Here is a 25889-nt window from a genome sequence, read left to right as displayed (position 1 = left end):
AAGAAGGGGAGTTGGCGCACGGTCAATCAGCATTTGGTTTGCCACAGAAAAACAATAACGGTGGGAAAATTCTGTTCATGAGTAAATGTTCTGCTGCATCGACTCTGATCCTTGGTGCATTGCTCGCTTCGTCCACCGCATCATACGCGGAGGAAACCGGATTATTCAGATTGACCGACCGCGGATCACCGGTTGGCATCAATGCGCGCGAACCATCACTCGCACCCTTGTCGGATGGCAGGGTTTTACTGAGCTGGACCGAAGAAAGCGGAACCGAAGCGGAAGTTCGCATGGCCATCCTCAACGGCAGTGAGTGGTCGGACGTCCGCACAATTAATGTATCGTCAAAGATTTACATCAACTGGGCCGACTTCCCTTCGGTAGTGGCGCTTGCTGGTGGCGGTTTGGCGGCACAATGGTTAGAGCTGAATGGACCGGGCGATTACCAATACGACGTCAAAATCGCTTTTTCCAAAGATGAAGGCAGAAGCTGGACTGACTCGATTGTCCCTCACGATGACAGGTCTCAACGTGAGCATGGTTTTGTTTCGTTGGTACCCGACCAATTTGGTGGATTGACGGCGCTGTGGCTGGATGGCCGGGAGTATGGCAGTCAGACAGAAGGCGACAGCTTCGAAAATACGATGCAGTTGCGCGCGCGGCAGATCAACTTTGACGGAACGATGCAGCCAGAAAGCCTGTTGGATGTGCGCACCTGTACCTGTTGCCAGACTTCTGCAACGCGGACTGCATCAGGCGACATCGTGGCGGTCTATCGTGACAGAACCGCCGATGAAATTCGCGATATATCGGCTGTCCGGCAGGCCGACGGGGAGTGGACGGAGCCCGCCACGATCCATAACGACGGATGGGAAATCGCCGGATGCCCCGTCAATGGCCCGGCCATTGATACCATGGGCGACAGGATTTCCGTTATCTGGTTCACGGCAGCCGAGAACGAGCCGAAGGTTCGTATCGCCTTTTCGGACGATGGCGGTGCGCAGTTCGACGAACCGCTCCGCATTGACCTCGGCGCAGCCGCAGGTCGGGTGGACGTCCTGCAATTTGCAGATGGCAGCGCATTGGCGCTCTGGATCGAATATGTGGGAGGCGGTGAAGCGATCGTCATGTGCCACGTAACGCCAGATGCCGGATGTGTCGCGCCTCAGGCGCTCCACATCAATCGAGGCGGCGGTTCGGTCGGTTTTCCGAGGATGGCGCTTGGCGGAACCGGGGCGTTTGTGGCCTGGACGCAACCAATCAGCGGCGCGGACGGCAGTACCACCATTCGCGTCGTTGAAGTCGCTCTGACGCCATAGGTTTCAAGCATTCATCTCGATTCCCAATGCCTCCTTAATGCTGTTGCCCTTATTCTGCGGCCTGCCCGAGGGCCAAATCAGGCGCTGTACCGGCCTTCTTGAAGCTCCAGCCTTTGATGATGGCATAAACCGCCGGAATGACGATCAGGGTTAGCAAGGTTGACGACACCATACCTCCGATCATCGGCACTGCGATGCGCTGCATGATCTCGGACCCGGTTCCATGCGCCCAGAGGATCGGCATTAGGCCGGCCATGATTGCGACAACTGTCATCATCTTGGGGCGAACGCGATCTACTGCACCCACCATGATCGCGGCGTAGAGTTCGTCGCGGGTCAGGTCGCGGCCGCCCGCGCGGTCACGCGCTTCATTCAACGCCTGATCGAAATAGATCAACATGATCACACCGGTTTCAGCCGCCACCCCGGCCAGCGCGATAAACCCGACGGCCACCGCAACCGACATGTTGAAGCCCATGAACCACATGAGCCAAATGCCGCCCACCAGCGCGAAGGGCAGCGACAGCATCACGATCAGCGTTTCCGTCAGACGGCGGAAGTTCAGGTAAAGCAGCAGAAAGATCAGCGCCAGCGTTAACGGCACAACTGTGGCCAGCCGCTGTTTCGCACGTTCAAGGTACTCGAACTGCCCGCTCCAGCCCAATGAATAGCCGGGTGGCAGGGTGACGGAAGCCGCGACCGCCGCCTGCGCTTCGGCCACGTAGCCACCAAGATCGCGTCCGACGATATCGACGAAGATATAGACGGCAAGCTGTCCGTTTTCGGTGCGGATCGACGTGGCTCCGCGAGTGCGTTCGATGGTGGCTACGTCCCCGAGTGGAATTGTGCCACCGCCCGGCAGCGCCACTTGAACCTCGCGTCCGATGGCCTCCGGATCGGACCTCAGTGTCGCCGGATAGCGCACTGCGACGTCGTAGCGCTCGCGGCCCTCGACGGTCTGCGTGATGGCCTTGGCCCCCAATGCCATGCCGATCACCTCCTGCACATCCTGCACCGACAGACCGTAGCGGCCAAGGGCAGCGCGGTCGGGCGTGATGTCCAGATAATAGCCGCCAATCACCCGTTCGGCATAGGCGCTGGTCGTTCCTGGCACCGTGCGCACGACGGCTTCGACCTCACGGGCTACCTTTTCCATCTCGGTCAGGCTGGTACCGAAGACCTTGATCCCCACTGGTGTGCGGATGCCGGTGGACAACATGTCGATTCGCGCCCGGATCGGCATCGTCCAGGCGTTCGACACGCCGGGAAATTGCAGCGCGGCATCCATTTCCTGCCGCAGGCTTTCGATGGTGACACCGGGACGCCATTCGTCTTCCGGGCGGAGCTGGATGATCGTCTCGAACATCTCCGTCGGTGCTGGATCGGTCGCAGTCAGCGCGCGGCCTGCCTTGCCGAAAACCGACAACACTTCGGGGAAGGTCTTGATGATGCGGTCCTGGGTCTGCATCAGCTCGGCGGCCTTGGTGACCGAAAGCCCGGGCAGCGTGGTCGGCATGTACATAAGCGTGCCCTCGTTCAGGACAGGCATGAATTCAGACCCCAGCTGGCGCGCGGGCCAGATGGTGATTACCAGTGCCGCAATGGCCACGATGATCGTAAGGCTCTTGGCCTTCAACACGGCGCTGATAATCGGGCGGTAGACCGCGATTAGCACGCGGTTTACCGGATTCCTGTGTTCAGGGATGATCCGACCCCGCACGAAAACCACCATCAACGCAGGCACCAGCGTCACCGACAGGAACGCTGCTGCCGCCATCGAGAAGGTTTTGGTGTAGGCGAGCGGGCCGAACATGCGTCCCTCCTGTCCTTCAAGCGAAAAGATTGGCAGAAACGAGACAGTGATGATCAGCAAGCTGAAGAACAGCGCGGGGCCGACCTCGCTTGCCGCTTCGATCAGCACCTGGATGCGTGGCTTGTCAGGGGCGGCCCGTTCGAGGTGTTTGTGCGCATTTTCGATCATCACGATGGCCGCGTCGATCATCGCGCCGATCGCGATGGCAATGCCGCCGAGGCTCATGATATTGGCCCCGATCCCGAGAAATTTCATTGCCGTGAAGGCCATGAGCAATCCGACAGGCAGCATGATGATCGCCACGAGGGCGGAGCGGACGTGCAACAGAAAAATGATCGTTACCCCCGCCACGACAAGGCTTTCTTCGAGCAGCGTTGTTTTCAACGTCTCGATTGCCGACAGGATCAGGTCGGACCTGTCATAGACCGGCACGATGTCGACTCCTTCCGGCAGGCTTTGGGCCACCACGTCCAGTTCTGCCTTGGCGTTTTCAATCACATCCAGCGCATTGGCACCCACCCGCTGAAGCACGATACCACTGGCGACCTCGCCCTCACCGTTCAACTCGGCGATGCCGCGGCGTTCGCTGGGGACGATTTCGATCCGTGCGACGTCTTTCAGGTTGATCGGCACCCCGCCAATGCTGCGCAGGGTGATGTTGCCGATATCCTCGGTCCCCGCCAGATAGCCGCGTCCGCGCACCATGAATTCGAACTCGGACAGCTCCACCGTGCGCCCGCCGGTGTCCATGTTGCTCTCGGAGATGGCCTTGCCGATATCAGACAGCGTGATCCCCTGCGCGCGCATCCGGACCGGGTCAACTGTGACCGAGTATTGCTTAACGAAGCCACCGACACTGGCCACTTCGGACACGCCCTCTGCACGGCTGGCCCCGAAACGCACTACCCAATCCTGCAACGACCGCAATTCAGCAAGGCTCAGGTTCTCGCCGGTGATCGCATATTGGTAGACCCAGCCCACCCCCGTCGCATCCGGACCAAGGGCTGGTGTCACCCCGTCCGGCAGGCGAGCCGCTGCGGCGTTGAGGTATTCCAGCACGCGCGACCGCGCCCAGTACGGGTCAACGCCGTCCTCGAAGATGATGTAGACAAAGGAAATGCCGAAGAACGAAAACCCGCGCACGACGCGGGATCGCGGCACCGTCAGCATGGCCGAGGTCAGCGGATAAGTGACCTGGTCCTCCACCACCTGAGGGGCCTGGCCCGGGTAGTCGGTCAGCACGATCACCTGCACGTCCGACAGATCGGGAATAGCGTCGATCGGCAAGTTGCGCAGTGACCAGACCCCGGCGGCGATGATCAGGGCCGTGGCAAAGAACACCAGAACAAGGTTCCGGGCGGACCATTCGATGACACGCGCGATCATTCGCTTGCCTCCGGGGAGGCCAGCGCAGCCAGGGCGGCGTTCAGGTTGCTTTCCGCGTCGATCAGAAAGGTCGAGGTGGTGACGACCCGGTCGCCCTCGGCAATACCTTCGCGGATTTCCACCATTCCGGAGGCCTGTCGCCCCACGACCACATCCTGCGGCGCGAATTTACCCTCTCCCATGTCCCGGATCACCACCTGGCGATCGCCGGTGTCGATCACTGACGTTTCCGGCACTTGCACCACGGGCGCGCCGTCGCCCGTCGCCAAAGCCACATCAGCAAACATGTTGACCAGCAGGCGTCCCTCAGTATTGGGCAGATCGATGCGGACGCGTGCAGTTCGGGTCTGCATATCGACCTCAGGGTATATCTTGTCGATCAAGCCGCTGAAGGTTTCGCCCGGCAGGCCGGGAAAGGTGATCGTGGCCGCGTTTCCGTCCGCAAGGCCGATCAGAGCGGATTCCGGCACGTCCGCAAAGACCCAGACAACCGAGGTATCGGCAATACGAAACAGCGTTTCGCCAGCCTCGGACATCATGCCTTCGACGGCCATTCGTTCCAGAACCACGCCCGACCGCGGTGCCATCAGGCTGATTTGCACCGGCGCACGCCTGTCCGCCGCGATCTTGTCGATCACTGACACGGGAACTCCCAGGTTTGCCAGCCTTTGACGGCTGCCTTCCACGCGCCCTTCACCACTTCGCAGGTCCGAAACATACTGTGCGGCCGCCGAGACGATATCCGGAGAATAGAGCATCGCCAGCGGTTCGCCCGCTTCAACGATTGATCCGGTCGTTACATCCTCAACTTCTTCGATGAAAGCATCTGCACGCAATGAAATGACGCTTACCCGACGCTCATCCAGCGCGACGATCCCCGGCGCTCGCACCGTCATTGCCATGGGCTTGAGCACCGCAACTGACGTACGTACGCCGGTGCGCTGTAGTTTGCCGGGCGATACCGTCACCGATCCGGCATCTTTTGCCTCATCGGCAAAAACGGGAAGGTAGTCCATGCCCATGGAATCCTGCTTAGGCACCGGCGACGTATCGGGCAGGCCCATCGGATGCCGGTAGTAGAGAACGGTTCGTTCGCCAATTTTCGCCTCTAGGGGGTTGGGCGCCTCTGGGTCAAACGACACATCTTCGCTTGCCAGCACCGGCAGAAACGCCTTGCCATCGACGGTGTCGGTCGGCACCGCGGACCACTCGGCAAGACCGTCAGGGTGTCGATAGTAGATAATCGGGCCCATCGCCGATCGGATTTCGGCCGGCATCGCATCAGCTCTACGTCCCAAAAGTGCTGTGAGCTGCGTCTGCGCCACATCCGTCAGCATCGCAGGCGTCCAGCCTTTGCCGCCCGCCGCAAGGCCAACCCATCCAGCCGCGCTGCCAACGACGGCGATCAGCACCAGTTTGCCAAAGGCGCTCATGGCTGTACCTCGATCACGATCTGTGCCTGAACGGTTTCCATCTCGCCCTGCACCTTGGCCGCAACGGAAAAGCGCCAGTTTCCGTCCATCGTCAGATCGGCAGAGAAGCGATAGAGACCCGGCTCTTCGCCGGGTAACGCCAAGACCGGTGAAGTCATCGTCTCCATCCCGTCCGGCGCCATATCCAACCTTGTGGCAAAGATGACGGCGCCCTCCACGGGCGCATTGGTGCGGGTATCAATCAGACGAACTTCTAGAACCGCATCGTCTCCGAAGGCATAAGTCGTCTCGACAAGAACGAGAATGTAATCAGATGCAGCGGCCTGTGCCACCGGCACGGAAAGCTGGGCTGCGACCACGAGGGCAGCAAGGGCGCTGTGAATATAACGGGGCATGATACGCCTGTATTGACGGGCAACGGGAACGCCGACCATCGTATCGACCTGGAACTGGTCTAAACGTTACATCGGCGCGCGGCTTTTGGTGCGACAAGCACCAGAACCGCTATGCCTTGGGCGGTCTTTGCAATCCGCCGTCCGCGTGTTGCAGGATCGCCGTCGCCTCGGTCCGCAAGAACCCGGCACGTCCGGAGCGAGGCAGGTTCGCCAGGATCACCCGTTCGAGCCCGGCCACGATCGGGACCACACGACATTGCGTCGTGGAAATGCAGGCAGCATCGCATTCCGGCATATCCGGACAATCACTCGGGCAGCAATCGCTCTGCATGGCCATTTCAGGCGCTGGGTCCACGCTTGAAATGGACGCAAGATTGATTTGCACCAGAACAGCGCCAACCAACAGAGCAACCAGAAAAAGGCGCGTTTTGAATAACATGCAACATACTATGCTGAAGTTCTCATAGATCAGCAATACACGTTTTGCTGAAATAGAAGTGTCGTCCAGCTTCACGCTCAATACGCGGATCGTCTAAAGCCTCAATCGCCGTAGTCTGAGCGCGTTCGCGATGACCGAGACCGACGAGAGGCTCATTGCGGCGGCGGCGAACATGGGCGACATCAACAGCCCGAATACCGGGTAGAGCACGCCCGCAGCTAAGGGCACACCGAGCGTGTTGTAGGCAAAGGCCCAGAACAGGTTCTGGCGTATGTTACGGATCGTCGCCACGGCCAGCGTCCGTGCCTTGACGATACCGTTCAAATCGCCGCGCAAGAGAGTGATGCCCGCGCTTTCAACCGCCACGTCCGCACCCGTACCCATTGCAAGGCCGACATCCGCTGCAGCGAGGGCAGGCGCGTCGTTGACACCATCGCCGGCCATGGCGACCTTTTTGCCATTCGCGTGGAGCTCGTCCACCAGTGCCTTTTTGTCTTCCGGGAGAACGCCGGCTCGTACTTCGTCGATGCCAAGACGCTGCGCCACGGCCCTTGCTGTGCGTTCGTTATCACCCGTAGCCATGATTATCCGCAGGCCCGCCTCGTGCAATTGCTTGATGGCCTCGGCCGTCGTTTCCTTGATCGGGTCGGCGACGGCGACGATGCCGGACAGTTTTCCTTCTATGGCCACGAACATGGCCGTCTTGCCTTCGCTTCGCAGAACATCTGCTGCCTCCTCTGCTGCGGAGGTGTCGAGGGACATGTCGCGCATCATCGCGGTGTTACCAAGCGCGACGGCGCGGCCCGAGACGGTTCCGCTCACACCCTTGCCGGTCACGGCTTCGAAGTTCTCGGCATTGCCGACTTTGATACCTCTCTCTTTCGCACCTTCGACGATGGCCTCCGCCAGCGGGTGCTCGGAGCCTTTTTCCAAGGCAGCCGCGAGGGTCAGAATGGTTTCTTCGGACTCGTCGTCCAAAGCGTTCACATCGGTTAGCGTCGGCTTGCCTTCGGTCAGGGTGCCGGTCTTATCGACGATCAGCGTATCGACCTTGGCCATGCGTTCCAGCGCTTCGGCGTCCTTGATCAGGACACCCGCCTGCGCACCGCGACCTGCGGCCGTCGTGATCGAAATCGGGGTCGCCAGACCCAGAGCACAGGGGCAGGCGATGATCAGCACTGACACCGCCGAGGCGATAGCAAAGACGAGTGCCGGTTCGGGCCCGAAGCCGAGCCAAGCGGCGAAGGAAAGGATGGCGACCACGACAACGGTCGGCACGAAATAGGAAGAAACCTGGTCCGCGAGCCCCTGGATCGGTGCACGGGATCGCCGCGCGTTCGAGACCATCTCGACGATCTGGCTCAGCATCGTGTCGGCACCTACACGGGCGGCTTCTATGACAAGGGAGCCGATCTTATTGATTGTGCCGCCGGTGACCGTATCGCCCGGACCTTTTTCGACCGGCAACGGCTCGCCGGTTATCATGCTCTCGTCGATGGATGACGTTCCGTCAACAACCTTGGCGTCAACGGGGACCGCATCACCTGGGCGAACCCTCAGGCGATCTCCCTCAACGATGTTTTCCAGCGGTGCGTCGTATTCCGTACCGTCGGGCAGAATGCGTCGCGCGGTTTTCGGGGCCAGATCGAGCAGCGCCCGGATGGCATCGCCGGTCCGTTCCCGCGCCCGCAATTCCAGTACTTGCCCGACGAAAATCAGAGTGATGATGACGACGGCAGCTTCAAAATAGGTGCCGACACCCGCGCCCATTCGGTACTCGTCCGGAAACACACCAGGAAGGAACGTGGCGACCAGCGAATAGAGATATGCCGCGCCGACACCAATCGCGATCAGCGTCCACATGTTGGGTGAGCGGTTCACGATCGACGCACAACCCCGCACGAAAAACGGCTTCGCCGCCCACAGCACGATCGGCGTCGCCAACAGGAACTCGAGGTATGTCGCCAGTTGATGCCCGATCCAGTCCCGGACCGGCAGACCGACCAGCTCTCCCATAGTCAAGATAACCAGAGGAACGGCCGCGGCGGCACTGATCCACATTCGGCGGGTAAAGTCGGTCAGTTCTTCGCTGGGTTCATCCGACGGCACCATCGGTTCAAGCGCCATGCCGCAGATCGGACAGGCGCCGGGCTCGTCACGAACTATCTCGGGGTGCATTGGGCAGGTGTACTGAGTCCCGGCTTTCGGGGTCATGCTGTGATCCGATGCCGTACCTGAGGCATAGTAGATCGGATCGGCCTCGAACCTGGTCTGGCACTTATCGGAGCAGAAGTAGAAGGTTTCACCGTCATAATTTGCCTGACGGGCCTCCGGAGACATAGTGACGGACATGCCGCAAACTGGATCCTTGGCCTGATCGGATGACCGCTCTTGCGGGTGCGGTTCTGTTACCTGTATCATGCTCTAGCCCTCCAAAATGATGCCAACTCCTAAGATGGGGCTTCCAGCAACGGGAAGGTCAAGCTTGGATTGCTGATTAGCGAAGGAAAGCTGATTGATACTGCCAATATATTACATAATAACTCTTACCGGTCCAAAATCTTAGTGTTGCGATAGTATATTATCGTAGATATGCTGAGCCTAGTCACAGAGGGCCCTCAGCATGCGTCATCTATTTAAGAAGCTCCTCCCGTCGGTCGCAGTCGCTTTGACTGTGACAAGTTCTTTGCTGCCGATGCCCGCTCGCGCGCAGACATACCCGATCGATTGCGCGATCCTCTTGTGCTTGTCTGGCGGCTGGCCTGCTTCCGTTCCTTGCGCCCGAGCACGCGCCGAATTCATCCGACGAATTACGCCTTGGCCGGTGGAACCTCCGCTTCAAATCTGGCGCTGCCCTATGGGCGCTTCCTTTGAGACCGCTCCAGCACCAAACAGTTCAGACCGCATCTTTGAAGCGTTCTTCCAGTACAACAGCACTGGTCTGCGACAATCCTATCCAGCGCGCGATACCGCTGACCCAATTGCGGCCGCTTGGCGCACCTCAGAAGCCCCGGACTACCTTGTTCCCGCCGAGCAGGCCCTCCGGCTCGTTCAAGATCGCGCGGACATCGATATCAGCGGACCTGAGTTCAACTTCGTGCAGTCCATTCGCGTCTTTGATGTCCGGTATGCGCGACAGCACGAATCCGGACGCGACGGCGATTGCAACCGTAGTGCCACCGTGGTCCTCGGCACATATGGAACGCAAGGTGACTTCGCCTGGCAGAGGTCCTCCATAACCGCCCTACCAGCCGCCCATGCCGGTCTCGAACGATGGGGCCAGAATTGCCCCAGTATCTATCATCAATCCGTTTTCGTCGACTGGCGTGACTACGAGGGCAACTACGGCTTTGAACAGGTGAACTACTGAACTTACGCGAAATGGCTCGGACTGTAAGATTGGTTTCGCGGACATGTGCAATGCCACCTCGCGCGTTAGTCGTCGCAGTACGGTTCGGCATTTCGGCAAACGCCGCAGGGTAGCCCTCCTCACCCGCCCTCGTCTCTTCCGATCCGCATGAGCGCCTCGAAGTCGATTTCTTGCTTCTGTTCGTCACTTATATCCGGCCGGATTTTTGATACCGGCTGGGGTCCATGGACGTCCCACATCACCGCGTGCGCGCCTGTAGTCCAGCTATAAACCCAACCAACAACGCTGCGCCCGTCGGTCCCGATCAGATTGGCAATCGCGACGCCTTCACCATTATCATCGTCCACTGTTTACTGACTTCCTGCACTTTGGCGCTGCAATCGTGGCATCGTGTTCTCAGGCTTCGCCTGCACAGCATGACGCAATTGGTGGATGTTGGCTAACTGCTCTTCCTTGAGGTAGCGGATTTCACGAAGGGACATCCAAAGCGGTACGCCCCAAATTTGCATTGCTCTCAAATCCTATGGTCGGGCTCCGTGGCGGCTTCAACGATCCCGAGAACCTCATAGGGGTCAAAGCCGATGGCGCGGGCGAGGACAACCAGCTCGACGACGTCGACCCGGCGCTGGCCGCTTTCAAGGCGGGCAATGAGGGATTGGTGGCATCTGAGCTTAGTCGCCAATTCAGCCTGTCCAAGGCCTGCCTTGATTCGGGCGTCGACCAACGCTTGGCAGAGTGCCACCTGTCCCGTGCTTCTGATTGTCTTTGCCACGCGTCACATACCTTTTGTAACGTCGCTAGCGGATGAAATCTGTTATCTAAAAAGTAGATATATGAGGGCGTTATCGGCGTCTGGTTTCCATGGGCTGCAAGTCTGATGCTCCCGAGGTCGCCCATCAATCCCCTACCAATTGCAGAAATCGGCCATAGTCCTCGCTGACTTCGCGCGCTTCCTCGAAGGCACGGGCCCGTTCACCGTCGAGGCAACGGAAGTAGTTCTGGATATCCTGGATGTAATCTTCGAAATCGCCACGGATGATGTCCGCATATTCCCGCGCCGCCAGCGAATCGCTTGGTAGAAAAGGACGGGTTGGGGCGAAGCAGGATTCCGCCAAAACCAGCCCGGGAACGCAGATCAGAGGGACCACAGATTGCAATGGCAGCAGTCCAGTCAACCTTGGGTTTGTCAAACCTGTTATCTCCTTGATCGCGGACACTAGCCGTGACTAGTGTCCGCGTGACTAAACTACAGCTGATGCATGATATTACATCTTGCGGTTGAAAGTATACTATCGTAACTCTGGGCTTCAAGTGAAAATGCCTAGGGTCGCGCCATTGAAGAAAGCGTGAGCCGGGCCATGAACTGGGACATCGAAGCACCAAATGTGGTTACGGAAGCCAGGTTCCGCGAACTCGTGGAAAGCGGCTATTGTGCAGAAATCCTGTGCCAGGAGACGGCACATAAGAAAGGCCCCAGCTATTACGGGGTCTGGATTATGCGTGTTGTCTCTGATGACGGGGTGGAAAAGCTCCTCGTCACCGCCCGCACGCGGACGACCTACAACGATATCAAGATCCGCGAGTTCAAGACGGTCTCCGGCGTGGTGTCTTTCTTCATTGGCCTTGGTTTTGCGCATGTCGACCTGCCGCTTGAGGCGGGAACAAGCCGCACGCATAAACTCGCCCCGCCAGACAAAGCCCCATCAGACAAGGGCGCTGACAACTAACCTCGTCTGCCTCTGGCTGGTCGCCATGCCAGCCTCCGCGCAAATAGTCCTGGTCATGGATAGCGACGGCTCTCTTACCCCGTCGCGCTCCCAAAGCAGCTTTGCTCGAAACTACAATGACGGGATTGGTCAGGGTTCGGCCTCCGATGGGATCGCGATCCTCGGCGAGGTAGAGTCCGAGCAAGAGGGCGTCCAAGTTGCGGCCTTTGCCCGCCTGACTCCCCTGCCCCGCGCCGATGTTCTCTCTGGGATTCAGACCACGGCCTTGCGCTATGCCGGCCATCCCGGCCTGCGTCGCGCGGGGCTTTCCGTGACGGATTGGCTGGCTCTCTATCGAGCCAATATCGAGGTTGAGAGCGCCTATCGGCAGAATGCGATTTCAAGTGCAGGTGCCATTGGCCTTGGCCAGTTAATGCCCGCCACGGCCAGTGATCTGGGCGTCGACCCGCGTGATCCGCTGCAGAACCTCGACGGCTCCGCCCGCTACCTCGCGATGATGCTGGGGGCCTTCGGCGATCCGCGTCTCGCCCTCGCAGCCTACAACGCCGGACCCGATGCGGTCCGCCAGTATGACGGCATTCCCCCTTACCGAGAAACCCAGAACCACGTGGCCCGCGTCATGGCCGTCGTAGCCCGATTGGAAGGATCAAATTCATGATGTCCCAGCCTTTTTGGAAATCATTCCTAAAAACACTTATCGGCAATGTCACGAGAGCGCGCAGCGCGGCAGTGCATTGGCGATACCGCTTTTTCCAAACAAGTTGGATTTCACACCTCTTTGTCGCCTCGCTGGCGCTCTTTCTGGTATTCGCTGAGCCTGCGCTTGCGCAAAGCATTGATCTTTCCCCGATTCAGAGCCTGTTGCAGGGCATCGTTGATGCGCTGACCGGCCCGCTCGGCGTCGTGATCGCCACACTCGCCGTTCTGGGCGTGTTCCTCAGCTGGTTCTTCAATATCATCGATCTGCGACAGGCCCTCTGGGTTCTCGTCGGCATTGCCGGTGTTGCCGCCGCTCCCACTATCGTTGCCGCAGTTTTCGCCGGTGGCTGAGCGCTCGCCTCTCTTTCTCGGCCTCGTGCGCCCGCCCAAGCTTCTGGGCCTGCCCATCATGTACGCGATGGTCTGGCTTTTCGGCTCGGTGCTCTTGTTCGTCTGGGTCCAGCACATCGCGGTGCTGGGTGTGGCGGCCCTGCTCTACCCGGTGCTCTGGAAGGCTGCGGATTGGGACCCACGCTTCATCGACGTGATGATGACGGCGCTGCAAGAGACGCCGCCCACGCGGAACCGCTCCATCCACGGCGGGGACAGCTATGCCCCGTGAAGCCGCGCTTGATCTCCGCACGATGACGCCGGACTGGTACGCGCACGAGACCCGCCTCGCGCACATGCTGCCCTATGTGAGCCTCGTCGATGACCAGACCGTGCGGACCCGGGTCAACGAGCTTTTCCAGTGCATCCGGCTCGACGGGGTCAATAGCTACACGACCGATGACGCCTATCTCGACAAGGTGACCGCGCTCTTTGCCCGGATCATTGCGCAATTGGGGCCGGAGTTCAGCTATTACGTCCATAAGGTCTCGAAGGCGATCACGCCGGACCTCGAGCCGCTGCGCGAGGACAGTTTCGCGGGAGAAGTCGACCGGCTCTGGCGCAAGAAGCTAGAGACCAGCGGGCTGCGCGACAAGACGCTCACCCTTACGATCATCCATCGCCCGCCTCCAAAAAGCGTCCTGCCATTCCTGAACCGCAGCGCGCCGGATCGCCTCAAGGAAGCGACCGAGAAGCGCCTTCGCCGATTGGGCGAGGCCGTGAACGTGTTCCTGTCTGGCCTGACGGAGCTGAATCCACGTGTGCTTTCGGCCAAGTCCGGCGAGTTGATCGGCTTTCTGGGGGCCCTCAACACTGGCCAGGAACTGCCGCTCTATCCGGCGAACACCTATGGCTTCCTGTCCTTCAACGTCGCCAACACGCGAGTGACGTTTCAAGGCGATCACTTCGAGCTCTCCGAAGGCGTCGTGGGACACCGCTACGGCAAGAGTTTCACCATCGGGGAATACTCGGAAGGCACCTCCTGCACCGTTTTCGACATGCTGAACCTGCCGGTCGACATGATCGTCACCCATTCCTTCACGCCGATCAATTCGAACCTCATGGCAGGCCGCATCAAGCGGCAAAAGCGCCAGATGCAGGCCTCCCAGGACGCGGCCCTGTCGCTGATGGAAGCGCTCGACATCGCCGCCGATGATCTGGAGGCCAAACGCCAGAGCTTCGGCGAGCACCACATGGTGGTGACGATCTTCTGCGATACGCTGGACGAGTTGCAAACGCTCAGCGCCGAGATCGTCAACGCCGCTGCCGCCGAAGGCGTGAAGATGATCGGCGAGCGGGTCGCGGCCAAAGCCCACTACCTCAGTCAGCATCCCGGCAACCAGCCGAAACGCGTGCGTGCCAGTGCGATCACCAACCGTAATTTCGCCGACTTCGCGGCGTTTCATCGGACGCAGCTCGGCAAACCTGCTCAGAAAACCCCTTGGGGGAAGGTCATCACCTATCTGCCCACGCCCGAACAGAGCGCTTACCGGTTTTCTTATCACGAGCAAGGCAGCCCCAAGAAAGAACCCACCAGCGGGCATACCTTGATCATGGGACGGCCCGGATCGGGCAAGTCGGTGCTTTCCGCTTTTCTCATGACGCAAGCCCGTCGAGCAGGGGCGCGGATCTTCGTCTTCGATTACCGTCTCGGTATGGAGATGGCGGTCCGCGCCAATGGCGGGCGCTACGCCTCCCTGAAAGCAGGCCAGCCCACCGGTCTCAATCCACTTTGGACCGAGACCGATGCGCGGGGCACCGCGTGGCTCTCGGACTGGCTCACCACACTGCTCTACCGCGCCGACAAGCCTCTGACCCCTGCGCAGACCAACCGCATCCAGGAAGTCGTGCGCCAGAACGCGCAGGCCACAAACCCGGCCCTACGGAACTGGCGGGATTTCGCATCGCTCTTTGTCTCCACCGACGATGGCGGCGATCTGCACCAGCGTTTGCTCGAGTGGACCGAAGAGGGCCGCTATGGCTGGATCTTCGGGCAGACGCTGGAAGACACGTTCTCGCTCGAAGGCGATGTCGTCGGGTTCGATCTCACCGGCATTCTCGACAGCGAGGCCGAGAAAGAACGGATGGCCGTCCTCTCCTATCTCTTCCGCCGGGTCGAGCGCGAGATCGAGGACCGCCGCCCCACCATCATCGTGATCGACGAGGCCTGGAAGGCGCTTGACAATGCGTATTTCGCCGAACGGCTCTCGAACTGGCTGGTGACCGCGCGCAAGCAGAACACCGTCGCGGTGATGATGACGCAATACGCGAGCCAATTGGAGCGCACGCGCACGGGCAAGACCATCATCGAGGCCGTGCCGACGCAGATCCTGCTCCCAAACATCCGCGCCCATGCCGCCGATTACGCGATGCTCAATCTCTATGAGAAGGAACTCGATGTGCTTCTCAACACCGGGAGCGACAGCCGCCTTGCGCTGATCCGTGATGACCAGGGCTCCATCGTCGTCGATGCAGGTCTTAGCGCCCTCGGGCCCAATCTCACCATCCTCGGCGGCATGGAGAAAGGCGAGGCGCTCGTCGGATCCGATTACCGCAACCGCCCGGACTTCTGGAGACTTTCATGATCCGTATTCTTATCGCTTTGGCTGCGCTCGGCGCGCTGGCCTCCTGCACCCAGTACCGGGAGCCGCAGGCGAACTGCTTCACATTCCTTGCGTCCACGGCACCCGTCGCGCCGGATTGCAGCTTCACGCCCCTCGGCGCACCGGAGGGTGACGTTGACGTCTAGGCTGCCCCATATCCTGGCGCTTTGCCTGTTGCCCGGTCTCGCCCTGTCCCAAGGCGTGCCAACCAATGACAGCGGGCTGACTGCACGCGATATCGTAGAAACGGGTGATCGCGAGGCAGACTTGGCTGTTCAGGCCGACAAGCTTGCCGTGCGCGAACTCATCGCCGAGATCGAACGGGAGCAGCTGGAAACCCTCCGACGCATCCTCGATGCCCAGACCAGCTTCGGCGGTCAGGGCCTGCCCGCCATGGTCTCGGGGCTGGAAAGCGGCAGCGGCGATCCCCACCGCGCCGTGGAAGCCGTCTATGGCACGGGAGAAATCGATCCCAATCCCGGCGGTGCGCAGATGTTCGGGGATGCGTCTGAGAACATCGAGCAGCTCATCATCCGGGTCGCCCAAGAGACCAGCGGCTTTGCGGGAGTTGGCCGCGCAGGGCTCTCGCCCGTCCAGTGGCGCGCGTTGCTGCAAGCCCTCATCTGGCAGGAAAGCCGGTTTACGATTGGGGCACGGTCTCCCGTCGGCGCCTATGGTCTCACCCAGATCATGCCCGGCACCGCCAGCGATCTTGGTATCAACCCGGAATATTATGACAGCCCCTACCTGCAGGTGCATGGTGGCGCGCGGTATCTGGCGGCCCAGCTCAACACCTTTGACGGCAATATCATCAACGCCCTCGCGGCCTACAACGCCGGCCCCGGTCGCGTGTTCGAATATGGGGGCGTGCCACCCTTCCGCGAGACTAGAGCCTACGTTCAGGTCATCCCCGAACGCTATAACCTCTATTTGACCCGTATCGGGGGGATCGAAGCGCTTGGCACGATCGACCCCGCGTTACTGGCAAATGCCAACCTCTCGATCACCGGGCATGGCGCGGCGTTCTATGGCAACAATTCGCCCACCGCGATCCGACAGGGCGCCCTGCGCATCGCGGACATCGTCGAGCGGATCTCTGAAACCGAGGATGTGCAGGAAAGCATCGCGCTCAACACCTATGCGCGCGCCGAACTCGTGCGCCTTGTCGCCGCACGCATCCGGCTACAGGCGGCGCGAACCCGCGTGCTGTCTGCCGAAGAGCTGGCACAGGCCAGCGCCCGCATGGCCGAGGGCGCGTTCATGGATTTCACGATCAGGGAGATTGAATGATGGGACATCTGCTCTTGAGGACAGCTTTGGCCACAACACTTGGGGTTGGCTTGCAGTTCGGCGCCATACCCCCTGCCGCAGCACAAGGTGTACCGGTCGTCGACACCCAGAACATCGCGCAAAACATCCAGCAGCTCCGGCAGATGATCGAAGACGAGATCCTGCAGAATGAGCAGCTGACGCAGCTCCGCGAACAGCTTGCCACACTCACGGAACAACTTGCGGAGCTGCAACGAACATATGAAGCCCTGACCCGCCTGGCCGAATTGCCGGAAATCATCCGCACGGAAATGGAAGACGAGTTGAACGGTCTGCTCGACCAGGAGTTCGGGGACATCCTCGCCACGATTGAGGCGATCAAGACCGGAGACTTCTCTGGCCTCTCCGGCTCCGGCGCAGGCGAGATCGAAACCCAGATGGACCGGGTGCTGGCCGATCTCGGCTTCGATGAAGACACGCTCTCGGAAATGGCCACGAGCGGCAATTCCGGGGCCAACCGCGTGGCGACGCAGGCAACAACCGGCGCGCTCGTCTCAGCCGCCGCCCAGAACAGCTATGAAGATGCCGGCCAATCGCTCGAGCGGGTCGACCGTCTTGTGGGGCTTATCGACGACATGGACGAACTCAAGGAAAGCATCGATCTCAACACGCGCGTGACCGCTGAATTGGCCATCGCCCTCGTGGCGATGTGGCAACTGGAAGCGATTCAAACCGTGGGTGACGGCACCGGCGGCGTGATCGACGCCGCCACCATCGCCGAGGAACAGCGCTTCATGGATTTCACGCTACCGGACCTCCAGGCAGACTGATCGTGGGGGCATGACGGGTGGCGACTGAACAAGAAATCATCGAGGAAGAACTGGTCTACGGTGCCTTGCGCCGCGAACGACTCTGGCAACGCCTTGGTCTGACAGGTCTTGTCTTCGGCATCATCGGCTGTCTGAGCGCAGCAGCAGTCTCGATCCTCGATGTCGACCCACCCCCCGTCGTTGTCCCGTATGATCCCGCCACTGGTTTTGCCCTGCCCGAGGCGTCCGTTGGGGCCACATCCGTCACCGCCAACCAAGCGATCATCGAGGCGGAGGTCTTCCGCTATGTGACCGACCGGGAGGTCTATAACCAGCTCGACAACGATCTGCGCATCCGCAGCGTCCTGCGCCGCTCGGACGGGGCCGCCGAGAGCAGGCTGCGCCAGATATGGAACAGCGCAAATGAAAACTATCCACCGACCGTCTATGGCCCCAATGCCCGGCTCGACGTGGAAATTCTCAGCATCAACCGGATCGGAACCAACCGCGCGACGGTCCGCCTGCGCAAGCGCCTGACGTCCATTAACGGCACCCAGACCGGGCTTTTCACCGCCACGCTTCTCTTCGAGTTCCGTCCCGAGACCCGCCGCTCCATCGATGAGGTCTGGACCAACCCCTTCGGCTTCACGGTCCTCGAATATTCCATCCGCTCCGACAGATTGGAGAATTGAATTTGTTCCCTGCTCGACTTTTCATATTGCTGATTGCCCTGTTGCCCGGCTTTGCTTTCGCCGAAGCCATCCCGCGTGGCGGGCCCAATGACAATCGGGTGCGGCTGGCAACATATCAAGAAGGTCAGGTCTACCGCCTCAGCGTGTCGCTCACCCATGTGACCACGGTCGAGTTCGGGGAAGGCGAGAGCATCCGCTCGATCATTGCGGGTGACACGGAAGGCTTCGAGATCGACGGCGTACCCGGCGGTCAGGCCTTCGCGATCAAGCCGGTGGCGCGCGGGGTGCATACCAATGTGACCGTCTACACGAACAGGCGCAGTTATTACTTTAACGTCCAGGAGACCCGCAGTCCGACCTTTTACGTGGTCCAGTTCCGCTACCCCGAAGACAATACGCGGCCCACACGTGCCATCGCGGCCCAAGCGTCGAACTATAATTACGGTGCCAGCGCGCGGACCGAGTTCACCCCCACCCGTGTCTGGGATGACGGGACGTTCACGTATTTCGCGTTTCCAAGAAACGCGCCTGTGCCCGCGATCTTCCGCTACGCAGGCGGTCGCGAGCGCACGGTCAACACGCAAACTCCTGAAGACGGCGTGATCCGCGTCAGCGGCGTGAACCACCAATGGGTCCTGCGACTTGGCGAAGAGGTGGTCTGCATCGAGGCGATCCCGCCCGCGGAGGCCACCTCATGAGCGATACCGGGAACACCGAGCTGGAAAAACGCCTCGCCGCCCTTGAGAAAGGCAGTGCCCGCGCCCCCACGGCGGCGCAGCGCCGGTCGCCCCTTCTCGCGCTGATCGTAGTCCTCGTCATCGGCGCGGGTGGTGCCCTGCTTTATCTCCTCTCACAGCCCGACGAAGAGGAAGCCTTGCCGACGGCCACCCCGGACGTCTTCCAAAACGAGGGGGACGGCTTTGGCGCTATCGAGACCTTGCCCCCGCCCGAGCCCGAGGTTGTGTTCGTCGGACCAGACCCCGTTGAGCCCAATGCCGAGCTTCTGGCGCAGATCACCGCCCTGCAGGCTCAGATCGAGGAATTGCGAAACGCCCCCGAACCGGTCGTCGAGGAAGACACCGCCGCCGCAGAGGCGATCGACGCGCTGACCGCTCAGATCGCGGCACTACAAGCCGCCTCGGAAGCCGCACAGCAGCAATTCCGAGACGAACTCACTGCCCGTGATCGGGAGTTGGAGCAAATCCGCATGGACCTCGAACTTGCGCAGCTCGAGGCGAACCGCCCGCTTCCGGCACCCGTCGGTCCTACCGAGGACGAATTGCGCGCGCGGGAGGAAGAACGGCTCCGCCGCGAGGAAGAGGCACGGCGCATGGCCGAGCTGGAGCGCCGCGCCGCGGAGGAACGCGCCTTCCAGGAGCGGCGCATCGCCTCGCCCACCATTGCATTTGGCGGCACGTCCGGAGCGAATGAAACGGCTCTGACCGAACGCACTTTTGGCGAGGTGACGGATTTCGTGCTGAATGGTGCGTTGCCCTCCACCGTGACGCAGGCCGAGGTGATCGCCAATCCCTCCAACACGATTCTACAGGGCACCATGATCCAGGCCGTCATGGAAACTGCGCTTGACAGTTCGCTGCCCGGCCAGACCCGTGCCGTGGTGTCCGAGGATGTCTACAGCGTCGATGGCGCGCGCCTCTTGATCCCCCGCGGATCCCGTCTCATCGGGCGCTACCGCGCCGGCGTCGATATCGCGCAGCGCCGCGTCACGATCGCCTGGGATCGGATTATCCTGCCCGACAACCAGACCGTCCAGATCAGCTCGTTCGGGGGCGATGAACTGGGCCGTTCTGGCGTCACCGGGCTCATAGACACGCGCTTTGCCGAGCGTTTCGGGTCGGCCGCCCTGATCTCGCTGATTTCGGCCGCGCCAAGTGCCGCCGCATCCGAGGTCCAGGATGAGACTGCCGCCGACGTTTTCGAAGACGTGGGTGATGATCTGGCAGATGCGACGGACAGCGTCATCGGCGACTATCTCTCCATCGGCCCCGTCATCTATGTCGACCAGGGCGCCCGCGTCACGGTCATGGTCGACCGCGATCTGGAGATATTCTGAGCCCATGTCGCTGAGCTATCTCGAAACCTCGCTCGACCGGATCGACGCCGCCGCCCGCGACGATGTCATCGAGATCTGCATCAACCCCGACGGGACCTGCTGGGGCGAATTCCAGGGCGATCACTTCATGCGCGCGCTGGACCAGAGGCTGACCGGCGTTCAGGTCAGGGACCTCGGTAACCAGATCGCCTCATCGGCCAATACCACGATGAGCAAGGACCGCCCCATCGTCTCGGTCTCGATCACCTACAAGGGTCGCCCGATCCGGGCACAGGTCATCACCCCGCCCGCCGTGCTCTCGGCCATGTCGATCAGCCTGCGGTTCTTCTCAAGCCTGCCACTCGAGGGCATTGCGCTCGATTTTCTCTATGGCAAAGAACGCAAGCTCGAAGACCTGCGCGTGGAAAAGAAGCGTGCCTTGCGCGCGGTGGTGGCCGCGGGCGTGATCGACGATGCGCTGGCCTTCTGCGTCGAGAACAAGCTCAACATGATCGTCTCGGGCGGCACCTCCACCGGCAAGACCGTGGCTGCGCGCAAGATCCTCTCTCACGTACCGGCCGAGGAACGCATCGTCACCATCGAGGAAGCCGCCGAGCTGCTGCCGACCCAGCCCAATGCCGTGACCCTCATCGCCAATCGCGACGCAGAATTCCAATCCGCCGATGTGCTCCTCACCGCGACGCTGCGCATGCGCCCCGACCGCATTATCCTCGGCGAGGTGCGCGGCAAGGAGGCCATGACCTTTCTGGAAGCCATCAACACCGGCCATGGCGGCTCCATGACCACGCTCCATGCCGAAACCCCGCAACTGGCCGTGCAGCGTCTCGCGATCGCGGCCCTCAAGACAGAAATCCCGATGACCTATGCCGACATGATCCAGTACATCGAGAACTCCATCGATGTGATCATCCAGGCCGGTCGCCATGACGGCAAACGCGGCATCACCGAATTCTACCTGCCCGGCGCAACTGAGATTGGAATTTCCCCATGAAGACCTTTGAATACGATATCCTGTCCTTTCCGGTGAAGAAGCAAAAGGACTACGACGAGATGCGACGTGTCTTGAATCAGCGCGGCGCGGAAGGATGGGAGGTCATCACCGCCGAAGCCGGCGATTACGGCTACACCACTTTCTTGAAGCGTGAGACTGGTACAATGAAGGCGGCATCGGAATGACACAGATTATTGCAGTCGCTGGCCTGCTCTTGATCTTTGGCACAACTGCTGGCGTAGCAGAGCGGAACCTGATCCCGACGCTCGACAACCACCCAAATGTTTGTCCAGACCAACCACCCGAGCCGGAATGGATGCAGAACATCAATGTGCGCGAATCCTATAAGCGCCTTTTGATCCAACAGATATATCGGGCTCAAAGCATGGAGCGCGTCGTAGACTCGCAAAACTGCAACTGTCCCACACGGTATCCAACTTGGGAGAACGCCGTACGCTTCTACACCGAGCGCTATGCTTCATCTGAATACTGGGACGTTGTCGAAGCGACGTCCGAATACCGACGGCAGGCAAATGAACTGCGCCGCGCCGCCATGCCAATCTGCGAAGCAGCTGGCAACTGGTAGCAATCCATGAGTGTCGTCACCTACTTCGTGGAAACGGCCGAAGGGTATCTAGATACCGCTGCCGAAAGTCAGTTTGGTGCGGTCGCAGCAACGGTCGGCACGTTGCTGGTTCTGGGCACAACACTGGTTGTCATTCTGGTCTTCATCAACATGATCTACCAGTATCGCGCCATGGACGGCCGAACTGCCTTTTGGCTGGCCGTGAAGGTCGGACTGATAGGGGTCTTCGCGGCCAACTGGGTCCAGTTCAATGCGCTTGCCTCAGCAATACTGAACGGAATCGACAGCATTGCCGGGGCCCTTGTGGCTTCTGTCGGCGGCGGATCACCTGGCCCGTCCGGTACCTTTGCAGAGGAATTTGACGAATTGATTGCAGCGCTCGGGGACTATCTGAATGCTGCGGGGTCCGAGCTGAACTGGATGGCCGGTGCCTTGTTGGACACACTCGGGGTTCTGCTACTCTCGATTCTTGGCGGGTTGGCGGCGTTCATTGTTGTGGCGTCCCGGCTCATGATCGCTCTGCTAATTGGCATTGCGCCAGTGATGATCTTCTTGACACTGTTCGAGGTGACCAAGGATTATTTCGCGCGCTGGTTATCCGCGCTCATTTCATTCGCGATGTATCCGATCGTAGTCGCCGGCGTGTTCGCGACGATCACGGGGGTTTCTCGGGCGCTTCTTGCCGAGCTTGGCGACCCAGAGGGGGCCTCGAACATAGGGGCCCTTATCCCATTTTTCATGATGGTGCTGATGGCAAAGGGTTTCATCATAGCAACACCTTTCTTGGTTCGGGCGATTTCCGGAAACATCATGATGCCAGCACTCTCGGCCGGGTTCGGGGGAAGCTATGCCTTCGCCAGAGGGCTTGCAGGTAGCAAACAAGTTTACAATCGCTATGCCATCGGTGGCGCAACTGGGGCTGAATACGCAGCCCTTCGAGCGCGACAATTCTTTGGCGTGCAAGCCTTGCCGAGCCGACCAAATACTGCTGGAGGGCCAACTGCGGCTCGTCCGGGTGACGCAAACGGATCAGGCGCCCGAATGCTGGCACAGCTTTCAAGACTTGGTAGGTTGGGCAGGCGGTGACAGCCAGGCGGAAAAAAAATCCTGCCACAACCGCAAAGGTTTTGCCAGTGGTTTTGAACGGTTTGGAAAGTTTAAAAACAATCTTTGGGCCAATTGCACTAACGGTCAAAAATGACAAAGGTCGCTTGCGTATCGCAATCCGGCTCTTGCATCAGAACTTTGATTTCCCCGCGTGCCTCGGACCAGGTATCATCGTCTTTCTTCACGAGAAGGCGTGTTCGTGTACCGCGCGACGCCTTGTGCCCGAAATGGTGAAGTTCCAAGGATCAATCGAAAAACGACAAGAATTGGCAGGCGTGTTTGGTGCCATGCCAGAGACAGGTGACCCAGAAGTTATCTATGCTGTTGACGATGCGCGCCTGTCTCTCGTGTCCGAAAATACGGCGCTTTGGACGTCGGTTGAGCAGGACCTTAACCTTCAGCTCGCGCAAGCCACGACGGCAACCAGCATGCAAGAACGCGTCCGTGCCTGTTTGATCGGGGCCATTGGCGACGGCGACCCGTCGATCGCCTATATTTGCGAACGCCTGTCAAGAAGTCGCACGGGGCTACTGCGGGAACTACAAGCAGAGGGCGTAACGTTTCAGGGCATTCTGACCGACACGCGAAAATCTCTCGCGCTGAGATACCTGCGCAATAGCGACATGCCGGTCAAACAGGTCGCCAGCCTGCTGGCCTACCGCGACACCAATGCTTTCCATCGCGCGTTTCGTGCCTGGACAGGGCAGACACCGGCGCGGGTTAGAGCGACCCAGGATGATGCTTGTCAGGTTTGAGAGTGGGCCCCAATGCGAACTATCACGCTGTTACGATTTACTGCATGATCCATTTCTGGCCTTTGAACCAGTAGTTGGCGCAACTATAACGAATGTTCTTTTTGGTCGCGCATTTTAGATGTTCACGGGCTGTACAGCGAAAGAGCAGTATGAATTCCGTAAGGCGCAGCGGAGTTCAATGTCCTGTGTGGATAGCTGCTGCAAAGCAAGACATATTTGAAGCTGATTTTGGCACTGGTCAGAAGCAGACGTGTGTCCGGCCTGTTTGCGCGGCGCACGCGGCCGCTGGCCCTCCCTCTCGGGACATTGCTGTGCAATGCCCTGCCGGGCAGTGGATGGTTTCCGCAAACCAAGTCCCAAACCGGTCTGCGGACAAGTGAAGCCACTGACATTCGACGGGGTTTCTTGGCTGACGGGCTGACTGTGCTCCATCATTTCAATGGTCTTGCTGTCTCGTGTGTTCTGTTCTCCTCAGTTTAGATCGTGTGCGGTCTGTAGTACTCGTTCTTGCTCAAAACGGCCCAGATAATCCGCGCTGTCTTGTTTGCCATTGCCACGGTGGCAAGGCGGGCAGGTTTGCGGTCAAGCAATGCTCGGGACCACGGATCAACGCGTTCGGGATGTGTTTTCATCTGCCTCAGCCGAGAAGTTATACCAGTGACCAGCAGGCGTCTGATATATCGATCCCCCATCTTTGTGATACGCCCAAGTTTTTCTTTGCCACCACTTGATCGGTTAAGCGGCGTCAGCCCCAGCCAGGCGGCAAATTCGCGACCGTTCTTGAACTGACTGGCATCTCCTGCTGTTGCGACAATTGCTGACGCGGTCACTGGACCAACGCCGGGGATCGACCGAAGTAACGTCACGCGGAGGTCCTGCTTGGCTTGAAGCCTTATACGCATTTCATACCGCCGCACGCGGAGATGCAGGGCAACAAGTTGGTTGCTCAGATTGTCGAGCACATCGATGGCAACTTCTGGAATGCCTGGCTTGTCGCCATCCAGCACACCCTTTGCAAACTTGATCGCGCTGCCGATCCCCTGCACAATTACGATACCAAATTCGCCCAGCAAGCCACGCAGCATATTACTTAGTTGGGTTCTCTGCCGGACGATCAGATCACGGGCTCGGTGGAGGAAGAGAACGCCCTGTTGCTCTTCTGACTTAATCGCGACAAACCGCATTATTGGACGGGTCACTGCCTCGCAGATAGCAGCGGCATCAACCGCGTCGGATTTGCCCCGTTTCACATAGGGCTTCACATACATCGCTGGGATCGGGCGCACATCATGGCCCAACTTACTTAGCTGTCGGGCCCAATAATGACTGGAACCGCAAGCCTCCATGCCAACCAGACAGGGTGGGAGTTTCTCAAAGAATGCGAACAACTGCGCGCGCCGCAAAGCTTGGTTGAAAGCGACTTCGCCATTCTCAGTCACTCCGTGAACCTGAAAGATATTCTTGGCCAAATCGAGGACGACTGTTGTAACCTGCATTGGGTAGCTCCTCTCAAAAGCAGTCAATAACAACTGCAGTATGGCGCATTGCGACGCCGGTTGGAGCAGGAGCTATCCACACCATCCGCTTCGGTGAAATGAGCTGCAACGCAGCGGAAAATTGTATGACGTCAGCACCCACGGGACAGATTTGAGGATTTGAAAAAGGGAGGATTTCTGGTTCATCTTATCGATTAGGAGATCGAGATGATAAAGAAACCCCAGACGTCGAAAGACGCCGCCGAGCAGGTTCACCGTAAGTACCGTGATCGTTATCACGAGAGCCCGCACAACGTCACACCCGCAGACGTTTACTTCGGGCGAGACAAAGCCATTCTCAGGGAAAGGGAGAAGATCAAAAAACTGAAAATCCGCCAGCGCCGCTGGCAAAATCAAAAACAAGCCGAATAATCAATCACGCAAACGAGCCAGAGCCTCCAATGCTCAAGCCGCACTGATGCACCATTTTATATAGCCAAGAACTCTTCACGGGTCACAAGAGCCGTCCGACGAAGGTGCTATTAAGAAACCGGTGG

At 59.7% G+C, this 25889-nt stretch carries 27 protein-coding genes and 1 pseudogene; 19 read left to right on the top strand and 9 right to left on the bottom strand.

Going from position 1 to position 25889, the window contains the following annotated elements; genetic code table 11:
* The first annotated feature begins 11 nt into the window (after positions 1–11).
* Complete coding sequence (locus tag IV89_RS17470; RefSeq protein ID WP_235183685.1) at positions 12–1319, top strand: sialidase family protein; 1308 nt, start codon at positions 12–14, stop codon at positions 1317–1319.
* A 49-nt stretch (positions 1320–1368) separates the two neighbouring features.
* Here the strand turns inward: IV89_RS17470 and IV89_RS17465 are convergent, their stop codons facing one another.
* The 5 genes from IV89_RS17465 to IV89_RS17445 all read right to left on the bottom strand — a co-directional run bounded on the left by IV89_RS17465 (position 1369) and on the right by IV89_RS17445 (position 9206).
* A complete protein-coding gene (locus IV89_RS17465) occupies positions 1369–4518 on the bottom strand; it encodes a CusA/CzcA family heavy metal efflux RND transporter (protein WP_037941719.1) in 3150 nt (1049 codons plus the stop codon).
* Positions 4515–5951, bottom strand: coding sequence for an efflux RND transporter periplasmic adaptor subunit (locus IV89_RS17460; RefSeq protein ID WP_037941717.1), 1437 nt, complete (start codon positions 5949–5951; stop codon positions 4515–4517). The genes IV89_RS17465 and IV89_RS17460 overlap by 4 nt, the downstream gene beginning before the upstream one ends.
* The gene (locus IV89_RS17455) at positions 5948–6346 is read right to left on the bottom strand and encodes a FixH family protein (protein ID WP_037941715.1); all 399 of its coding nucleotides are present in this window, start codon (positions 6344–6346) and stop codon (positions 5948–5950) included. Before IV89_RS17455 ends, IV89_RS17460 begins: the two co-directional genes overlap by 4 nt.
* Before the next feature lie 109 nt (positions 6347–6455).
* Positions 6456–6866 carry a hypothetical protein gene (locus IV89_RS17450; RefSeq protein ID WP_132998294.1) on the bottom strand — a complete coding sequence of 137 codons (411 nt, stop codon included), beginning with the start codon at positions 6864–6866 and terminating at the stop codon, positions 6456–6458.
* Positions 6867–6878: 12 nt separating this feature from the next.
* Positions 6879–9206 (bottom strand): heavy metal translocating P-type ATPase, encoded by a 2328-nt coding sequence (locus IV89_RS17445; protein ID WP_037941712.1) that lies wholly within the window; start codon positions 9204–9206, stop codon positions 6879–6881.
* A gap of 202 nt (positions 9207–9408) precedes the next feature.
* On the opposite strand from IV89_RS17445, the gene IV89_RS17440 reads away from it, so the two are divergent.
* Positions 9409–10155 carry a hypothetical protein gene (locus IV89_RS17440; protein WP_235183684.1) on the top strand — a complete coding sequence of 249 codons (747 nt, stop codon included), beginning with the start codon at positions 9409–9411 and terminating at the stop codon, positions 10153–10155.
* 119 nt (positions 10156–10274) lie between these two features.
* On the opposite strand, the gene IV89_RS17435 is transcribed toward IV89_RS17440, so the two are convergent.
* The 3 genes from IV89_RS17435 to IV89_RS17425 form a co-directional block, all read right to left on the bottom strand.
* The gene (locus IV89_RS17435; protein ID WP_009503808.1) at positions 10275–10502 is read right to left on the bottom strand and encodes a hypothetical protein; all 228 of its coding nucleotides are present in this window, start codon (positions 10500–10502) and stop codon (positions 10275–10277) included.
* Positions 10503–10669: 167 nt separating this feature from the next.
* Complete coding sequence (locus IV89_RS17430) at positions 10670–10927, bottom strand: helix-turn-helix transcriptional regulator (RefSeq protein WP_037941711.1); 258 nt, start codon at positions 10925–10927, stop codon at positions 10670–10672.
* 124 nt (positions 10928–11051) lie between these two features.
* Positions 11052–11312, bottom strand: a complete 261-nt coding sequence (locus IV89_RS17425; RefSeq protein WP_037941844.1) for a hypothetical protein — start codon at positions 11310–11312, stop codon at positions 11052–11054.
* Between the two features lie 201 nt (positions 11313–11513).
* Between IV89_RS17425 and IV89_RS17420 the strand changes: the two genes are divergently transcribed.
* The 16 genes from IV89_RS17420 to IV89_RS17345 all read left to right on the top strand — a co-directional run bounded on the left by IV89_RS17420 (position 11514) and on the right by IV89_RS17345 (position 23857).
* A complete protein-coding gene (locus IV89_RS17420) occupies positions 11514–11882 on the top strand; it encodes a hypothetical protein (protein WP_037941710.1) in 369 nt (122 codons plus the stop codon).
* A 43-nt stretch (positions 11883–11925) separates the two neighbouring features.
* Positions 11926–12540 carry a lytic transglycosylase domain-containing protein gene (locus tag IV89_RS17415; protein ID WP_037941841.1) on the top strand — a complete coding sequence of 205 codons (615 nt, stop codon included), beginning with the start codon at positions 11926–11928 and terminating at the stop codon, positions 12538–12540.
* 107 nt (positions 12541–12647) lie between these two features.
* Entirely contained in the window at positions 12648–12932 is a 285-nt protein-coding gene (locus tag IV89_RS17410; protein WP_037941840.1) for a TrbC/VirB2 family protein, read from the top strand.
* On the top strand, positions 12925–13203 hold the full coding sequence (locus IV89_RS17405; RefSeq protein WP_008327373.1) for a VirB3 family type IV secretion system protein: 279 nt from the start codon (positions 12925–12927) through the stop codon (positions 13201–13203). The genes IV89_RS17410 and IV89_RS17405 overlap by 8 nt, the downstream gene beginning before the upstream one ends.
* Positions 13193–15556 (top strand): type IV secretion system DNA-binding domain-containing protein, encoded by a 2364-nt coding sequence (locus tag IV89_RS17400; RefSeq protein ID WP_037941707.1) that lies wholly within the window; start codon positions 13193–13195, stop codon positions 15554–15556. Before IV89_RS17405 ends, IV89_RS17400 begins: the two co-directional genes overlap by 11 nt.
* Positions 15553–15720, top strand: coding sequence for a hypothetical protein (locus tag IV89_RS17395; protein ID WP_162840128.1), 168 nt, complete (start codon positions 15553–15555; stop codon positions 15718–15720). The genes IV89_RS17400 and IV89_RS17395 overlap by 4 nt, the downstream gene beginning before the upstream one ends.
* Positions 15710–16864, top strand: coding sequence for a lytic transglycosylase domain-containing protein (locus tag IV89_RS17390; RefSeq protein WP_184583065.1), 1155 nt, complete (start codon positions 15710–15712; stop codon positions 16862–16864). Before IV89_RS17395 ends, IV89_RS17390 begins: the two co-directional genes overlap by 11 nt.
* Positions 16864–17673 carry a type IV secretion system protein gene (locus tag IV89_RS17385; protein ID WP_037941838.1) on the top strand — a complete coding sequence of 270 codons (810 nt, stop codon included), beginning with the start codon at positions 16864–16866 and terminating at the stop codon, positions 17671–17673. The genes IV89_RS17390 and IV89_RS17385 overlap by 1 nt, the downstream gene beginning before the upstream one ends.
* Positions 17674–17690: 17 nt before the next feature.
* A complete protein-coding gene (locus IV89_RS17380) occupies positions 17691–18344 on the top strand; it encodes a type IV secretion system protein (RefSeq protein ID WP_037941706.1) in 654 nt (217 codons plus the stop codon).
* 2 nt (positions 18345–18346) lie between these two features.
* A complete protein-coding gene (locus IV89_RS17375; RefSeq protein WP_037941837.1) occupies positions 18347–19042 on the top strand; it encodes a TrbG/VirB9 family P-type conjugative transfer protein in 696 nt (231 codons plus the stop codon).
* Positions 19039–20418, top strand: a complete 1380-nt coding sequence (locus IV89_RS17370) for a TrbI/VirB10 family protein (RefSeq protein ID WP_037941704.1) — start codon at positions 19039–19041, stop codon at positions 20416–20418. The genes IV89_RS17375 and IV89_RS17370 overlap by 4 nt, the downstream gene beginning before the upstream one ends.
* Before the next feature lie 4 nt (positions 20419–20422).
* Complete coding sequence (locus tag IV89_RS17365; protein ID WP_037941703.1) at positions 20423–21409, top strand: ATPase, T2SS/T4P/T4SS family; 987 nt, start codon at positions 20423–20425, stop codon at positions 21407–21409.
* Positions 21406–21594: a hypothetical protein gene (locus IV89_RS17360; RefSeq protein ID WP_037275536.1), complete on the top strand. Its 189-nt coding sequence runs from the start codon at positions 21406–21408 to the stop codon at positions 21592–21594. Before IV89_RS17365 ends, IV89_RS17360 begins: the two co-directional genes overlap by 4 nt.
* Complete coding sequence (locus IV89_RS17355; protein WP_037275539.1) at positions 21591–21995, top strand: hypothetical protein; 405 nt, start codon at positions 21591–21593, stop codon at positions 21993–21995. The genes IV89_RS17360 and IV89_RS17355 overlap by 4 nt, the downstream gene beginning before the upstream one ends.
* 6 nt (positions 21996–22001) lie before the next feature.
* Positions 22002–23081, top strand: coding sequence for a type IV secretion system protein (locus IV89_RS17350; protein ID WP_037941701.1), 1080 nt, complete (start codon positions 22002–22004; stop codon positions 23079–23081).
* Positions 23082–23128: 47 nt separating this feature from the next.
* Positions 23129–23857 (top strand): AraC family transcriptional regulator, encoded by a 729-nt coding sequence (locus IV89_RS17345; RefSeq protein WP_152553134.1) that lies wholly within the window; start codon positions 23129–23131, stop codon positions 23855–23857.
* Positions 23858–24333: 476 nt separating this feature from the next.
* Here IV89_RS17345 and IV89_RS17340 read toward each other — a convergent pair whose 3' ends face one another.
* A complete protein-coding gene (locus IV89_RS17340) occupies positions 24334–25353 on the bottom strand; it encodes an IS110 family transposase (protein ID WP_037941698.1) in 1020 nt (339 codons plus the stop codon).
* A gap of 270 nt (positions 25354–25623) precedes the next feature.
* Here IV89_RS17340 and IV89_RS17335 point away from each other — a divergent pair.
* Positions 25624–25764: pseudogene (locus IV89_RS17335) on the top strand (IS3 family transposase); the annotation flags it as partial.
* Positions 25765–25889: the final 125 nt, after the last annotated feature.

Origin of the sequence: Sulfitobacter sp. CB2047, assembly GCF_000735125.2 — a bacterium.
Taxonomy (GTDB): Bacteria; Pseudomonadota; Alphaproteobacteria; order Rhodobacterales; family Rhodobacteraceae; genus Sulfitobacter; species Sulfitobacter pontiacus.
Note: the sequence above shows the minus strand (reverse complement) of the source record. Positions and strands in the feature narration are given on the sequence as shown.